The organism is Streptomyces sp. SAS_281, assembly GCF_052542855.1.
In genome coordinates this window covers 29,302-45,016 of the sequence record NZ_JBMNDO010000006.1, presented here as the reverse complement: position 1 = coordinate 45,016, position 15,715 = coordinate 29,302, and the positions used below count along the sequence as shown (strand labels likewise).

The window sequence follows — 15,715 nt, the reverse complement described above, 5'->3', positions numbered from 1 at the left end:
TTGACCACCGCGAGCGTGTCCCCGGACGGCCTCCTTCCCCTGACCGGCGCCCAACTCGGCATCTGGAACGCCCAGCGCCTCGAACCCGACTCGCCGTACTACGTGGTCGGCGATGTGATCGAGATATCCGGTGAAGGACCCGTCGACACGGACGCGCTCGCGCAGGCGGTCCGCGCCGCCACCGAGGAGGCCGAGAGCCTGCGGCTCAGGGTGTACGAGACGCCCGAGGGCCCACGCCAGGCCGTCGGCACCGGACCCGTCGCCCTCCCGCCGCTCGTCGACGTCAGCGCCGAGACCGACCCCGCCGCCGCGGCCCAGGCGCTGGTCGACGCCGAACGCGCCCGGCTCGCCGAGGCGTGCCGCGCCATGACGGACCGCCCGCTGTACTCCCGTACCGTCATCAGGCTCTCCGACCGCGAGGTCTGGTACACCCAGCTCGGCCACCACCTCGTCTTCGACGGCTACACCGCGGCCCTGCTCGCCCGCCGCACCGCCGCCCACTACACGGCCCTGGTCCGCCGCACCGAACCGCCCCGCTCCACCTTCGGCGCGTTCGCGGCGCTCGTCGCCGAGGACACCGCGTACCGCGAGAGCGACCGGGCCGCCGAGGACCGCGCGTACTGGGTCGAGCGCTTCACGCCGCTGCCCGACGTCGACGCCCACGACGGGCCCGGCACGGCCGGCGCGCCCGCCCGCACGCTCACCGCGCGGGCCGCCCTGAGCGCCGGGGAGACCGCCGCCCTGCGCGCCTTCGCGGACGCGGAGGGCGTCGCCTGGGGCGAGGCCCTGATCGCCTGCTACGCCGCCTTTCTGCACCGCGTGCTCGGCCGCACCGACGTCGTCTTCGCCCTGCCCCTGATGTGCCGGACCGGCTCCGTCGCGCTGCGCACGCCCGCCATGGCGGTCAACGTCCTGCCGATGCGGGTCACCGTGCGCGGCGACGACCGGCTCGGGGAGCTGAGCCGGCGCGTCGCCACCGCCATGCGCGAGATGCGCGACCACCAGCGCTACCGGGGCGAGGACCTGCCCCGCGACCTCGGCGTGCCCGGCGCCGGCGCGCTGCTGCACGGACGCGGCATCAACCTCAAGGCGTTCGACCTGACGCTCGACTTCGCCGGCGCGGCCGGCGTCATGCGCAACGTCGCGGGCGGCCCGCCCGAGGACATGGGCCTCAGCGTCCTGCCCACCCGCGACGGCGGGCTCCTGCTCGGCTTCGAGGTGGACGCCCGCGCCAAGGACCAGGCGGCCGTCGACAGCCTGATGACCGGGCTGCGCGCCCTGCTCGCCGGGCTCATCGAGGGTCTGCCCGTCGCCCGGATCGCGCTCACCGGCCAAGGGCTGCCCGCCGAATGGAGCCCGCCCGCCCTGCCCGGCACACCCCTCGACGTGCCCGCCGCCTTCGACGCGATGACCGCCGCCAGACCCGGGAACACCGCCCTGGTCTGCGGCGGCGAACGGCTGACCGCCGCCGGACTCGCCGACCGGGTGCACCGCGTGGCCCGCGCCCTGCGCGCCCGGAGCGTCGGCGCCGAGGACGTCGTCGCGCTCGCCCTGCCCCGCTCGGCCGACGCCGTCGTCGCCCTGCTCGCCGTCCTGGACGCGGGCGCCGCCTTCCTGCCGCTGGACGCCGCGCACCCGCCCGAGCGGCTGCGCGAACTCGTCGCGGACACCCGCCCGGTCCTCGTCCTCACCGACGGCACGGTCGGCGGACTGCCCTGGAAGACCCTCCTGGACGAGGCCGCGGACCTCTCCGGCGCCCCGTTGGGCACCGCCGAGCTCTCCCGGCCCCGCCACCCCGAGCACCTGGCCTACGTCATCCACACCTCTGGATCGACCGGCCGTCCCAAGGGCGTGCTCGGCCGCGCCGGCGGACTCGCCGCACTGCTGCACCACCAGCGGGCCACCGTCGTCGCGGAGGCCGAACGGGCCACCGGCCGCCGGCTGCGCGCCGCGCACACCTACTCCTTCGCCTTCGACTCCGCCTTCGAACACCTCATCTGGCTGCTCTGCGGGCACGAACTCCACGTGTACGACGCCGAGACGGCCCGTGACGCGGACGCCCTGCTCGCCGCGTACGCCCGCGACGGCATCGACATCATCGACACCACACCCTCGATGGCCGCCCCGCTCATCGACGCCGGCCTGCTCGACCTGCCCCCGGCACTGCTGCTCCTGGGCGGCGAGGCGACACCGCCCGCCCTGTGGCGCCGCGTCGCCGCGTCCGGGACCCCCGCGCGCAACATGTACGGGCCGACCGAGGCGACCGTGGACGCCACCACCGCCCGTATCGACGGCGGCGACCCGGTCATCGGACACCCGCTCGCCGGTACCCGGGTCCGCGTCCTGGACAGCGCCCTCCAGCCCGTCCCGCCCGGCACGGCCGGCGAACTCTACCTCGCCGGACCGCACCTGGCCCGCGGCTACCTCGGCCGGCCCGGAGCCACCGCCGAACGCTTCGTCGCCGACCCCTTCGGCGCCCCCGGCGACCGGATGTACCGCACCGGCGACCGGGCCCGGTGGCTGCCCGGCCGGGGCCTGGAGTACGGAGGCCGGGGCGACGGACAGGTCAAGATCCGCGGCCACCGGGTGGAGACCGGCGAGGTCGAGGAGGCGCTCGCCGCCCTGCCCGGGGTCACCGCGGCTGCCGCCCGGGTCCTGTCGTCCCGGCTCGTCGGCTACATCGTGTCCGCCTCCGTCACCGGGGACGAGGCACGCGCCCGGCTCACCGAGCGGCTGCCCGGCCACATGGTGCCCGCCGCCGTCCTGGTCCTCGGCGCCCTGCCGGTCACGCCCAACGGCAAGCTCGACCGCGCCGCCCTGCCCGCGCCCGCCCTGCCCGGCGGCGGCCGGGAACCGGGCACCGAACGCGAACGGCTGCTGTGCACCGTCCTCGCCGACGCGCTCGACGTCGAACGCGTGGGCGTGGACGACGACTTCTTCGCCCTCGGCGGCGACAGCATCACCGCGATCACCGTCAGCAGCCGGCTGCGCGCCCTCGGCCTCGGGCTTCGCCCCAAGGACCTGCTGGCCCGCCGCACCTTCGCCGCGCTCGCCGCCTCCGCCGAACTGCTCGACGGGGAGGCAGGGCCGGCGGACGAGCCGGTCGGCCCGGTGCCCGCCCCGCCCATCGTGCGCGCCCTGCTCGACCCGCACCCGGACATCGACACGGTCGCCGGGTACGCCCAGTGGACCGCCCTCTACGTGGACGCGCTCACCCCGGACCGGCTGACCCGGGGGGTGCAGACCGTCATCGACCACCACGACGCGCTGCGGCTGCGCGTGGCCGGCGAGCCGGAGATCCTGCCCCGGGGCACGGTCCGGGCAGCCGTCGAGGAGGTCACCGGCGAAGAGGTGACCGCCCTGGCCGGGCGGCTCGCCGGACAGCTCGACCCGCGCACCGGAGACCTGGTCCGCGCCGCCCTGCTGCGTACGGGCCACGGCGCACCGGACCGGCTGGTCGTCGTCGTTCACCACCTGGCCATGGACGGCGTGTCCTGGCGCGTCCTGCTGCCCGACCTGCACACCGCCTGCGCCGGCGGCGCCCTCGAACCCGCCGGCACCTCCTGGCGCCGGCACGCCCAAGCCCTCGCCGACCAGGGCAGGACCGGCGCCCGTCGCGGTGAACTCGCCCACTGGCGTGCGGCACTGGGATCCGCGTCCCGGCTCGGGGCGCGCCCCCTCGACCCCGTACGCGACACCTCGGCCACCGCCCGCCGCTCGGTCACGACCGCCTCGCCCGAGGCCACCGAGGCCCTGCTCACCACGCTGCCCGCCGCCTACCGGGCGGGCGTGGACGAGGTCCTGCTCGCCGCCCTCGTCCTCGCCCTGCGCGGCTGGGGCCTGCGCGGCGACACCGTCACCGTGACCATGGAGGGCCACGGGCGCGAACACCTCGACCTGGCCCGCACGGTGGGCTGGTTCACCAGCGAGTACCCCGTCCGCGTGCCCGCCTCCGACGACGTCCGCGCGACGCTGCGCGCGGCCAAGGAGGCCCGCCGCGCCGTCCCCGACAACGGCATCGGCTACGGGGTGCTGCGCCACCTCGACCCGGAGGCGGGCCCGGAACTGGGCGCGACACCGCCGCCGGACGTGCTGCTCAACTACCTGGGCAGGTTCGCCCCGTCGGCCGCCGACGGCTGGCGGCTCCCCGAGCACGACGCGTTCTCGGTGATCGAGCCCGACACCAAGTCCCTGGAACAGGTGCTGGCCCTCAACTGCTTCGTCCACGAGGGCGACACACCCCGGCTCGCCGTCGAGTGGACCGCCGCCGGCGAGGTCCTGGGCCCCGACGCCCTGGCCGCCCTCCAGGACTGCTGGGCCGCCGCGCTCGACGCGCTGGCCGCGCACGCCCTGCACACCACGGGCGGGCTCACCCCCTCCGACCTGCCGCTGGTGGCCCTCGACCAGGACGCCATCGACGCCCTGGAGCGCACCGGCCGGGTCAGCGACGTGCTGCCCGCCACCCCGCTCCAGCTCGGCCTGTCCTTCCACACCATGGTCCGCGACGAGACGGACACCGACGTCTACGTCGTCCAGGCCGTCACCACCCTGTCCGGGGAGCTGGATCCGGACCGGATGGCCCGCGCCGCCCATGAGCTGCTGCGCCGCCACCCCGCGCTCCGCGTCCACCTGGGCACCGTCGGGGACGAGGTGGTGCAGGTGGTTCCGGCCGACGTCGCGCTGGAATGGCGGCAGGACGACGACTTCGCCGAAGCGGCCCGCGCCGACCTGGCGCGCCCCTTCGATCCGGCGCGGCCGCCGCTCATCCGCTTCCTGCTCTCCCGGGTGGGGCCCGCCGAGCACAAGCTCGTCATCACCAACCACCACGCCCTGCTCGACGGCTGGTCGATGCCCATCGTCGGCCGCACCCTCCTCGCGATCTACGCGGAACTCGGCGGCGGGCCCGCCGCTCCCGTCTCCCCGCCCCTGTCGGAGTACTTCCACTGGCTGGCGGGCCGGGACCAGGAGGCGTCCGCCGCCGCCTGGCGCGAGGCGCTCGCGGGCGTCGAGGAGGCGACCCGGCTGGCCCCCGCCGGCCACGGGAACGCAGTGGAGCGGCCGGGCCGGGAGACCGTCGAGCTGGGCCGCGGGTTCAGCGACCGGCTGCGCGCCTTCGCCCGGGAGCAGGGGATCACCCTGACCACGGTCCTCCAGACGGCGTGGGGCCTGCTCCTGGGCAGGCTCACCGGCCGCCGGGACGTCGTGTTCGGCTGCCCGGTCTCCGGCCGGCCCGCCGAGGTCGACGGCGTCGAATCGATGATCGGCCAGCTCGGTACCACCGTCCCGGTCCGCGTCCGGTACGCCCCGGACCGCACGGTCACGGACCTCATGGCCCAGGTGCACGCGGAGAGCGTCGCCCTCGCCGAGCACCACCACATCGGACTGCCCGGCATCCAGCGGGAGGCGGGCGTCGGTGAACTCTTCGACACGATGCTCGTCATGGAGAACTTCCCGCTCTCCAGCCGCACCCGCACCCCGCTCGCCCCCGGGCTCGACCTCACCGGCGTCGACATCACGGACGCCACGCACTACGCCCTCACCGTCATCGTGATCCCGGGCGACGAGATCACCGTCGGCCTCGGCTACCAGCCAGGCGCGTTCGACCGGGACACCGTGCGCGACTACGGCCGCTGGCTGCGCAACCTGCTCCACGAGATCACCGAGGACCCGGACAGGGCCGCCGTCGCGCTGCCCGCCCTCGACGTCGGCGAGCGCGCCCGCATGCTGCGTACGGGCACCGCGATCGTCGCCGCGAAGGAACGCGGCCACTGGCTGGACGAGTTCGCCGGCTGGGTCCGGCGCAAGCCCGCCGGCGAGGCGCTGGTCTGCCGCGGCCGCAGCCTCTCGTACGAGGAACTCGACCGGCAGGCCAACCGCCTCGCGCACGCGCTCATCGCGCGGGGCGTCCGGCCCCAGGACCCCGTCGCCGTCCTCATCGGCCGGGACGTCGAGATGACCGTCGCCCTCTTCGGCGTCGCCAAGGCGGGCGCGGTGTACGTGCCGATGGACGCGGCCTACCCGCGCGAACGGCTCGCGTACATGTTCGACGACATCGCGCCGGCGGCCGTGGTCACGGCCGGCGCCGAACCGCCCGTCGACCGTGAGATCCCCGTCCTGCGCCTGGACGACCCGGGCACTCTCGCCTCCGCACCGGACACCGACCCGGTGGACGCCCGCGCCCGGCTCACCGACGACGCGCTCGCGTACGTCATCTACACCTCGGGCACCACCGGCCGCCCCAAGGGCGTCGGCGTCACCCACCGGGGTGTGCCCGATCTGATCGCCCTCCAGGAGGAGGTCGTCGGCGTCACCGAGCACGACCGCTATCTGCACTTCGCGTCGACCGGCTTCGACGTGGCGTTCTGGCAGACCATGGTGCCGCTGCTGTCCGGCGGTACGTCCGTCATCGCACCCGAGGAGGTGCGCGTACCCGGCGACGAACTCCTCGACTACATCGCGGAACACCGGGTCACCGGCGTGAACCTGCTCCCCTCGTTCCTCGCGGCCATGCCCGACGACCGCACCGTCGACCCCGACGTGCTCTTCGTCGTCGGCGCCGAACGGCTCGACCCGGAGCTCGCCCACCGCTGGGGCCGGGGCCGCCGGGCCCTCTTCAACGCCTACGGGCCCACCGAGGTCACCATCAACTCCACCACCTGGCACTACGACCCGGACGACGCCGGACCGCTGCCCATCGGCCGCCCCGACCCGAACGTCCGCGCCTACGTGCTCGACGGCGGACTCCAGCCCGTCGGCGTCGGCGTCACCGGCGAGCTCTACCTCGGCGGCCCGAGCGTGGCCCGCGGCTACCTCGGCCGCCCCGGCCTGACCTCCGGCGCGTTCGTCGCCGACCCGTACGGGCCGCCCGGCACCCGCATGTACCGCACGGGCGACCTGGTGCGGTGGCGGAACGACGGGCAGCTGGTCTTCCTCGGCCGCGCCGACCACCAGATCAAGGTGCGCGGCTTCCGCGTCGAGCTCGGGGAGATCGAGACCGCCCTCACCGCGCACCCCGACGTCCGCGCCTGCGCCGTCGTGATGCGCGAGGGCCGGCTCGTCGGCTACGTCATCCCGGCCGACGACGCCGACCTCGACACCGCCGGGGTGCGCGCACACCTGACCGAGCGGCTGCCCGACCACATGGTGCCGACCGCGTTCGTCCCGCTCGACCGGCTGCCGCTGAGCCCCAGCGGCAAGCTCGACGCCTCGGCGCTGCCCGCCCCCGCCACCGTCTCCGCCGCCCGGCGCGAGCCGGCCACCGAGGAGGAGGCGCTGCTGCTCGCCGTGTTCCGGGACGTCCTGGGCCGCGACGACATCGGCCCCGACGACAACTTCTTCGACGTCGGCGGCGACAGCATCGTCTCCCTCCAACTGGTCTCCCGGGTCCGCCGCCAGGGGCTCGGGCTGAGCCCGAAGGACGTGTTCGACGGCGAGACCGTCGCGGGCATCGCCGCCCGGGCCCGCGCCCTGGACGGCGAGGCCGCCCCGGCCGTCGGGGACGCCCCGCTGACCCCGGTCATGCGGGACCTGCTGCACCGCGCGGGGAAGGCCGCCGACGGCTTCTGCCAGTGGGTGGAGGTCTGCGTCCCGGCCGGTGGCGACGAGAAGAGCTGGCAGGTCGCTCTCGACGCACTGCTGGCCCGCCACGACGTGCTGCGCGCACGCCTCGGCGACGACGTGCTGCACATCCCGCCGGCCGGCGAACCGGCCGGCGCCGACGTCCTGACCCGCGTCCCGGCGAACGGCGACCCGCGGGCCGCCGCCGACGCGGCGACCGCCGCCGCGCGCGAGGCGATGGATCCGCGCACCGGACCGATGCTGCGCGCGGTCTGGGTGGACGCCGGGCCCGACCGCCCCGGCCGGCTCGTCCTGATCGCCCACCACCTGGTGGCCGACGGCGTCTCCTGGCGCATCCTCCTGGACGACCTCCGGCACGCCCACGACGGGGGAGAGCTGACCCGGCACGGGCAGTCCTTCCTCGGCTGGGCCCGCACCCTGCGCGAGGCCGACCGGCGCGCCGAACTCCCGCACTGGCGGCGGATGACCGCGACCGGGCCCCTCGCCCGGCCGCTCGACCCCGCCCGGGACACCGTGGACACCGCCGCACACCACGAGATCCGGCTCGACGCGGACACCACCCGCGCCCTGGTCACCACCCTGCCCGCCGCCCACCGCACCACCCCGGACGCCGTCCTGCTGACGGCGCTCGCCCAGGCGGTACGCGACTGGCGCGGCACCCCGGAACTGCTGGTCGCCCTGGAGAGCCACGGCCGGCCGCGCGAGGTCGACCTCTCCCAGACCGTCGGCTGGTTCACCGCGATCCACCCCGTCCGGCTCGACGCCTCCGACGACGTGCGGGCGGTCCGGGACCGGCTGCGCGCCCAGGGCGACGGCCTCGGCCACTCCATCCTCACCACGGCGGGCCTGCTCGACCCGGTCCGCCCGGAGCTCGCCTGGAACTACCTCGGCCAGTACCCCGGCGCCCCGGAGTCCGAGACGCCGTGGCAGCCCGCTCCGGACGCCGACCCGCTCGGCTCCGGCGGCTCCGGTCCGATGCCCCTGCCGTACAGCCTCATGGTCAACGCCCTGGTGCGCGACGACGCGCTCGGGGTGCGGATCACCTGGCCCCGGGCGCTGTTCACCGGCGCCGAGATCGAGGAACTGGCGGAGCGCCTGAGGGCGGCGCTGCTGCGGGTCGCCGCCGCTCCGGAGACCGTCGCGCTCGGGGACCGGCCGGTCGCGGCCGTACAGCCGCTCAGCCCGTTGCAGGAGGTGATGCTGCGGCACTCGCGCACCGAGCGCCCCGACCCGTACACCGTGCAGTCGGTGTTCACGCTCGCGGGCCCGCTCGACACCGGGGCGCTGCGCGGGGCCGGCGACGACCTGCTGGCCCGGCACCCCAACCTGGGCGCGGTGTTCCCCGCGTCGCTCGCGGTCGTCCCGGAGGCGCCCCGGCCCGATTTCCGGATCACGGACGCCCCGGCCGACGAGGTGCTGGCCGCCGACCTCGCCGAACCCTTCGACCTCGCGCGCGGCCCGCTCTACCGGATCACCGTGATCCGGCTCGGACCCGAGCGCGCCGACCTCGTCCTGACCAGCCATCACGCCCTCTCCGACGGCTGGTCCGCCCCGCGCATCCTCGGCGAACTCTTCGCCCTGTACACCGCGCGGACCGAGAACCGTGCGCACACCCTGCCGGCCCCCGTCCCGTTCGCGGACTACCTGGACTGGTGCGCGGAGCACGAGCCGGACCTCGATGCCTGGGCGGCCGAGCTGGAGGGGCTGCCCGAGGGCGACCACCTCGGCGGCGGCGCGAGCGGCCCGGCCTGGCAGGAGCCCGAGGTCATCACGTTCGACGCGGCGCTCGTGGCCGGGCTCACCCGGCTCGCCGCCCGGCGCGGACTGACCCCGAACACCCTGGTGCAGGGCGCCTGGTCGGTGCTGCTGGCCCGGCGCTCCGGACGGCCGGACGTCTGCTTCGGCGCCATGGTGTCGAGCCGGCCCCCGGCGCTCGACGGTGTGGAGGAGATCATCGGCCTGCTCGCCAACACCGTGCCGGTACGGGCCCGGCTCACCGGCACCCTGGCGGCCGCGCTCACCGACCTCCAGGCCCGCCAGCGCGAGCTGGTCGACCACCACCACGTGGCCCTGTCCGATCTGGAACGGCTCACCGGGCGGCGCAGGCTCTTCGACAGCATGGTGGTCTTCGAGAACTACCCCGTCGACCCGGACCGCCTGCGTGAACCCGCCCCCGGACTCACCGTGCTCGCCACGCGCTTCCGGGAGTCCACCCACCACCCCGCCACGCTCACCGTCATGCCGGACGGCGACGGCTGGACCGGTGTGCTCGCCCACCGGGCCGGCACGGACACCGACGGACTCGCGAGCCAACTGGTGGACCTGCTGCGGGACATGGAGCGGCACCTGGACGCCGATGTGCGCGGCCTCCTGGAGGACCGGTGACCACGGCGCCCGCCCCGCCCGCCGAGCGCGTGGACCGGGACCTGCTGCGGATCGCGTTCATCCTGGTCCTCGGCACGTTCATGGCCTCGCTCGACGCCACCATCGTCAGCGTCGGACTCGACCGCCTCACCGAGGAGTTCGGTGCGTCCGTCACCGAGATCCAGTGGGTTTCCAGCGCGTACCTGCTCGCCGTCGTCGCCGCCGTCCCCGCGTCCGGCTGGCTGGCCGGCCGCTTCGGCGGCCGGCGGGTCTGGCTCGCGGCGGTCGGCGCGTTCCTGGTCGGCTCGGTCCTGTGCGCCTCGGCCTGGTCGGCGACCAGCCTCATCGTGTTCCGAGTGATCCAGGGGCTCGGCGGCGGCCTGCTCCCCGCGACCGGGCAGGCGCTGCTCGCCCGGGTCGCGGGCCCCGGGCGCACCGGCAAGGTGATCAGCGTCGTCGCCGTGGTCCCGCTGCTCTCCCCGGTGTTCGGGCCGCTCGCCGGAGGCTCCGTGCTCGCGGTCGCGCCGTGGCCCTGGCTGTTCCTGGTCAATCTGCCGATCGGCGCGGCGGCGGTCCTGCTGGCCCGCCGTTACGTGCCCGTGGTGCCCCCGGCGTCGCGGCGGACGGCGTTCGACCTGCGCGGGGCGCTGCTGCTCTCACCGGGCCTCGCGGTGCTGGTGTACGGGCTGACCGAGGTCGCCCACGACCGCGCCGTCCCGGCCGCGACCGGGGTGGTCGCCGGGGTGGTCATGCTGGCCGCGTTCACCGTGCACGGGCTGCGCACCCGGTCCGTTCCGCTGGTCGACCCCCGGCTGTTCGCCCGGCCGCCGTTCGGGGCCGCCGCCCTCGCGCTGGTGGTGCTCGGGGCCTCGGTGTTCGGCACCACGTTCCTGCTGCCGCTGTACTTCCAGTCGGGCCGGGGGATGTCGGCCTGGGAGGCGGGGCTGCTGCTCGCCCCCCAGGGGCTGGGCGCGGCAGCCGGTTCGGTGCTCGTCGGCCGGACCATCAGCAAGGTCGCGCCGAGGACCCTGGTGGTGACCGGCATCGTGCTGATCGTCGCCGGGACCGCCCCGTTCACCTGGCTGGGGCACGGGGTCCCGGACGCGGTGATCGCCTCGGCGCTGGTGGTGCGGGGCTTCGGGATGTCGATGGTCGGGGCGCCCGTGATGAACATCGTCTACAGCCGGATCGAGCCCGAGCAGCTGCCCCGGGCGGCCGGAGCGCTCAACCTCCTCAACACCGTGGGCGGTTCGGTCGGCACGGCGGCGGTGGCGGTGATCCTGGAGAACCGGCTCGCCGCCACGGGCGCGGACACCCCCGCGGCCTTCGGTGCCACCTTCTGGTGGGTGCTCGGCTTCTGCCTGTTCGCCGCGGCTGCGGCGACGCGGCTGCCCCGTACGCGACCCCGGGAGGCGTGACACGTGGGCATGGGTGTGCCCCCGGGCCTCGGCTGATCCGAGGTCCGGGGGCGCACTCGTGCGGGAGTCAGGGGCGGCTGGTCAGGTAGCCGCCCATGGAGGTGAAGTACTCCGTCGCGGGCAGTTCGCGGCCGTCCTCGGTGCGGACCCGGGTGACGGCCAGCCCGTGGTTGCGGCCGGTGCGGGCGTCGGCGCCGGCGACGATGACCACGCCCTCGCCCTCGCGGTAGAAGATCCGGCCGGGCGTTCCGCCGTAGCGCCCCTCGGAGACCACGGCGGCCAGGATCTCGATCCGCTTGCCCCGGTGGAAGGCGAAGGCGCTGGGGTACGGGGCGGACTGGGCCCGAACCAGGCGTTCCAGGTCCTCGGCCGGCCAGGTCCAGTCGATCCGGATGTCCTCCTCTGCGCGCTTGTGGAAGAACGTGGCCTGCGAGCGGTCCTGGGGGGTGAACTCCGTCTGTCCGTCCGCGATCAGGGCCAGGGCCTTGGTCGTGACGGGGGCGATGAGGTCCACGGTCTTGTGGAAGAGGTCGGTGGCGGTGTCCCGGGGGCCGACCGGGACGGACTCCTGCCGCACGATGTCGCCGGCGTCCAGCTCGTCGTTCATCATGTGCGCGGTCACGCCCACCTCGCTCTCGCCGTTGATGAGGGCCCAGATGAGCGGCGAGAAGCCCGCGTACTTCGGCAGCAGTGAGTCGTGCACGTTCAGGGTGCCCCGGCGGGGGAGCGCGAAGATGCGCGGCGGGATCCACGTACGCCAGTTGTTGGCCACGATGACATCGGGGTCGGCCGCCTTCAGGCGCTCGTACAGCTCGTCGTCGTCCGGACGGTTGCGGATGAGGACCGGGACGCCGTGCTCCTCGGCGAGATCGGCGACGGAGTCGCTCCAGATCTTCTCGTAGGCGTGCTCGCTCCTGGGGTGGGTGACGACCAGCACCACGTCGTGCTCGGAGTCCAGGAGGGCTTGCAGGGTGCGGTGCCCCCAGGTCTGGTAACCGAACATGACGACCCGCATGGGGTTCCTCCTCCACGTAGAAACAGAACCTGGTTAGTAAAGCAAGGCTAACCTTATCTTGCAACGGAGGTGCGGGGTGCCCCAGTTGGGGCCGCCCGGGGCCGGAGGTGTCCGAATCGCACCTATCGACAAGCGTTGGCGAATTAGCTTAGGCTCACCTAAGTTCATCGGGTCGTCGTCTCGGCGTGCCCGTCCTTCGCCCGTTCCCCCGCATCCGACAGGCGGCTTCCCCGCACGATGGGAGTGACATGTCACAGGCTCGTCCTGGCGACGCAGCACCGGTCCACGACCTCATTGGCATCGGCTTCGGGCCGTCCAATGTGGCCATGGCGATCGCGATCAGCGAGCACAACGCGCGCTCCGGGACGCGGGAAGCGGTGACGGCCCAGTTCTTCGAGCAGCAACCGGCCTTCGGCTGGCACCGGGGCATGCTCATCGACGACGCCACCATGCAGGTCTCGTTCCTCAAGGACCTGGTGACACTCCGCAACCCGGCCAGTGAGTTCAGCTTCCTCTGCTACCTCAAGAGCAAGGGGCGCCTGATCGACTTCATCAACCACAAGAACCTCTTCCCGCTGCGGGTCGAGTTCCACGACTACTTCGAGTGGGCCGCCTCCCAGGTGGACGACCTCGTCTCCTACGACCACGAGGTCGTCGGGGTGACCCAGGTGGTCGAGGACGGCGTCGTCGAGCACCTGGACGTCACCGTCCGGTCGGGGGAGGGGCTCACGGTCCACCGCGCCCGCAACCTGGTCATCGGTACGGGCCTGCGCCCGCTGATGCCCGAGGGCGTCGAGCGCGGCGACCGCGTCTGGCACAACTCCGAACTGCTGAGCCGAGTGGGCGAACTGGACGGCACATCGCCCTCCCGCTTCGTCGTCGTCGGCGCCGGGCAGAGTGCTGCCGAGAACGTCGCCTATCTGCACCGCCGCTTCCCCGGCGCCGAGATATGCGCCGTCTTCACCCGCTACGGCTACAGCCCGGCCGACGACAGCGGCTTCGCCAACAAGATCTTCGACCCGGACGCGGTGGACGAGTTCTACGAGGCGCCCGAGAGCGTCAAGCGCCGGCTGATGGACTACCACGGGAACACCAACTACTCCGTGGTCGACATCGACTTGATCGATGAGCTGTACCGGCAGATGTACCAGGAGAAGGTGCTCGGCACCGAGCGGCTGCGCTTCCTCAACGTGTCCCGCCTCACCGAGGCCGTGGAGACCCCGGACAAGGTGCGCGCCACCGTGAAGTCCCTCGTCACCGGTGAGGAGACCGTGCTCGACGCGGACGTCGTGGTGTTCGCCACCGGTTACAGCCCGGCCGACCCCCTGGGCCTCCTGGGCGAGGCCGCCGAGTACTGCCTGCGCGACGAGGCGGGCCGGGTCCGCGTCGAGCGTGACTACCGCATCGCCACCGACGCCGCGCTGAACTGCGGTATCTACCTCCAGGGCGGTACGGAGCACACTCACGGCATCACCTCGGCGCTGCTCTCCAACACCGCGATCCGGGTCGGCGAGATCCTGGACTCGCTGCTGGACCGGAGCGTGAAGTCCACGCCGGACGAGGCCCGCTCACTCGCCGAAGGAACCGGCGGCGCCCGCTGAGGGCTGTCCCGAAAGTCCCACCTGAACCGACGCACACCCCGCCGAGGAGGCATCACCCGCATGAGCACCAATCCGTTCGACGACCCCGAAGGCCGCTTCCTGGTCCTGGTGAACGGCGAGGGCCAGCACTCCCTCTGGCCGTCCTTCGCGGACGTGCCGGCCGGATGGACCGTCGCGTTCGAGGAGAACACCCGGGACGCCTGCCTGGAGTACGTCGAGGCCCACTGGACCGACCTGCGGCCCCGGTCCCTCGCGGCATCGATGGACGCCTGACCTCAGCCTCCGGCGCGCTCCGGCGGGCCGAACCGCCGGGGCGCGTACCCGTGTCCCGGAAACCGAAGAGGGACCGCTTTGACCACGGCCGCACCGCGCCCCGCCCCACTGTCTCCGCCCCTCCCGCGCGTCCGGACCGCCGGGCCCGGCGACACCGCCGCGCTCGCCGGGCTGTCCCGGCCGTTCGCCCGCTCGGGCGCCCTGCGTGCACGCCCCGACTCCCTCTACGCGGCCCGCGCCGCCGAATTCCTCGTGGCCGTCGGGTCCGACGGCCGGATCGAGGGCTGCGTGGGCCTGCGGGTGTACGAGGAGGACGGGGGCCACGCGGGCGTCCTGTACAACTTCTGCGTGGCCGGGCACCGGCAGGGGCGCGGGGTCGGCGGCGCCCTCCTGCGGACCGCACTGGCCCTGGGCCGCACCCAGGCGCTCGGCGCCCTCTTCACCGCGACCACGGGGGACGGCCGGCTGTTCCGCCGGTACGGCTTCACGCCCGTGACGGCCCGTCAGGCGCCGCGCGCCTGGGCCGAATCCCTGGACCCCCGGCGCAACGCGCTGGTCCTGGGCCGCCCCCTCTGAGAACGGGGGCGCCGAGGGGCCCCGTGCCCCCCTCACGTGTCAGGCAGGGCTCACGACGTGGTCCTCGTCCGGCACCACCGTCGTGCCCCCGCCGTCCCCTCCGAGGACGCTCCGCAGCACCGCGTGCGGCACCCGGCCGTCCAGTACATCCGCCCGGCCGACCCCGCCCCGTACCGCCCGCAGGCAGCCCTCCATCTTGGGCAGCATCCCGCTCGCCAGGCCCGGCAGCAGCCCGTCCAGGGCGTCCGCCGTCAGGCGCCCGATCACCTCGGTGCTCGCCGGCCAGTCCGCGTACAGGCCCGCCACATCCGTCAGGACCACCAGCCGCCGCGCGCCGAGCGCCACGGCCAGCGCGGAGGCGGCGAGATCCGCGTTGACGTTGTAGACCTGCCCGTCCGCGCCCCGGGCCACCGGGGAGACCACCGGTATGTGACCCAGCGTCAGGAGGGCTCGCACCATGCCCGGGTTCACCTCCACGACGTCCCCGACCTGGCCGATGTCCACGGGTGCGCCGTCCACCTGGACGGGCCGCCGTACGGCCGTCATGGTGTGCGCGTCCTCGCCGGTCATGCCCACGGCGTACGGCCCGTGGTTGTTGATGTGACCCACCAGTTCACGCTGGACCCGGCCGGACAGGACCATGCGGACGACGTCCATGGTCTCCGCCGTGGTCACCCGCAGACCCGCCTCGAAGCGGCTCTCCAGTCCCAGGCGGTCGAGCATGGCGCTGATCTGCGGGCCGCCGCCGTGCACGACGACCGGGCGCAGGCCCGTGCGCCGCAACGCCACGACGTCCTCGGCGAAGGTCTGCTGCAGTTGCGCGTCGACCATGGCGTTGCCGCCGAACTTGATGACGACGACCGGTCCCGAATCCTCTTCCATTTAGCTTA

At 74.3% G+C, this 15,715-nt stretch carries 7 protein-coding genes; 5 read left to right on the top strand and 2 right to left on the bottom strand.

Features of this window, described 5'->3' with window-relative positions; genetic code table 11:
• Positions 1-9,963 (top strand): amino acid adenylation domain-containing protein, encoded by a 9,963-nt coding sequence (locus ACN6LM_RS04170; RefSeq protein ID WP_445063891.1) that lies wholly within the window; start codon positions 1-3, stop codon positions 9,961-9,963.
• Positions 9,960-11,360: an MDR family MFS transporter gene (locus ACN6LM_RS04165; RefSeq protein WP_445063890.1), complete on the top strand. Its 1,401-nt coding sequence runs from the start codon at positions 9,960-9,962 to the stop codon at positions 11,358-11,360. The genes ACN6LM_RS04170 and ACN6LM_RS04165 overlap by 4 nt, the downstream gene beginning before the upstream one ends.
• A gap of 67 nt (positions 11,361-11,427) precedes the next feature.
• Here ACN6LM_RS04165 and ACN6LM_RS04160 read toward each other — a convergent pair whose 3' ends face one another.
• Positions 11,428-12,375, bottom strand: a complete 948-nt coding sequence (locus tag ACN6LM_RS04160) for a methionyl-tRNA formyltransferase (RefSeq protein WP_164401278.1) — start codon at positions 12,373-12,375, stop codon at positions 11,428-11,430.
• A 248-nt stretch (positions 12,376-12,623) separates the two neighbouring features.
• Between ACN6LM_RS04160 and ACN6LM_RS04155 the strand changes: the two genes are divergently transcribed.
• The 3 genes from ACN6LM_RS04155 to ACN6LM_RS04145 all read left to right on the top strand — a co-directional run bounded on the left by ACN6LM_RS04155 (position 12,624) and on the right by ACN6LM_RS04145 (position 14,825).
• Positions 12,624-13,976 (top strand): lysine N(6)-hydroxylase/L-ornithine N(5)-oxygenase family protein, encoded by a 1,353-nt coding sequence (locus ACN6LM_RS04155; RefSeq protein WP_445063889.1) that lies wholly within the window; start codon positions 12,624-12,626, stop codon positions 13,974-13,976.
• Between the two features lie 60 nt (positions 13,977-14,036).
• Positions 14,037-14,249 carry an MbtH family protein gene (locus ACN6LM_RS04150; protein ID WP_445063888.1) on the top strand — a complete coding sequence of 71 codons (213 nt, stop codon included), beginning with the start codon at positions 14,037-14,039 and terminating at the stop codon, positions 14,247-14,249.
• 78 nt (positions 14,250-14,327) lie between these two features.
• The gene (locus ACN6LM_RS04145) at positions 14,328-14,825 is read left to right on the top strand and encodes a GNAT family N-acetyltransferase (RefSeq protein ID WP_445063887.1); all 498 of its coding nucleotides are present in this window, start codon (positions 14,328-14,330) and stop codon (positions 14,823-14,825) included.
• Between the two features lie 39 nt (positions 14,826-14,864).
• Here ACN6LM_RS04145 and argB read toward each other — a convergent pair whose 3' ends face one another.
• Complete coding sequence (argB, locus tag ACN6LM_RS04140; RefSeq protein ID WP_445063886.1) at positions 14,865-15,707, bottom strand: acetylglutamate kinase; 843 nt, start codon at positions 15,705-15,707, stop codon at positions 14,865-14,867.
• Positions 15,708-15,715: the final 8 nt, after the last annotated feature.

Bases quoted from the DNA above. Each gene is read 5' to 3' on its own strand.
- ACN6LM_RS04160 (WP_164401278.1), bottom strand. From the start codon at position 12,375: ATGCGGGTCGTCATGTTCGGTTACCAGACCTGGGGGCACCGCACCCTG.
- ACN6LM_RS04155 (WP_445063889.1), top strand. From the start codon at position 12,624: ATGTCACAGGCTCGTCCTGGCGACGCAGCACCGGTCCACGACCTCATT.
- ACN6LM_RS04150 (WP_445063888.1), top strand. From the start codon at position 14,037: ATGAGCACCAATCCGTTCGACGACCCCGAAGGCCGCTTCCTGGTCCTG.
- argB (WP_445063886.1), bottom strand. From the start codon at position 15,707: ATGGAAGAGGATTCGGGACCGGTCGTCGTCATCAAGTTCGGCGGCAAC.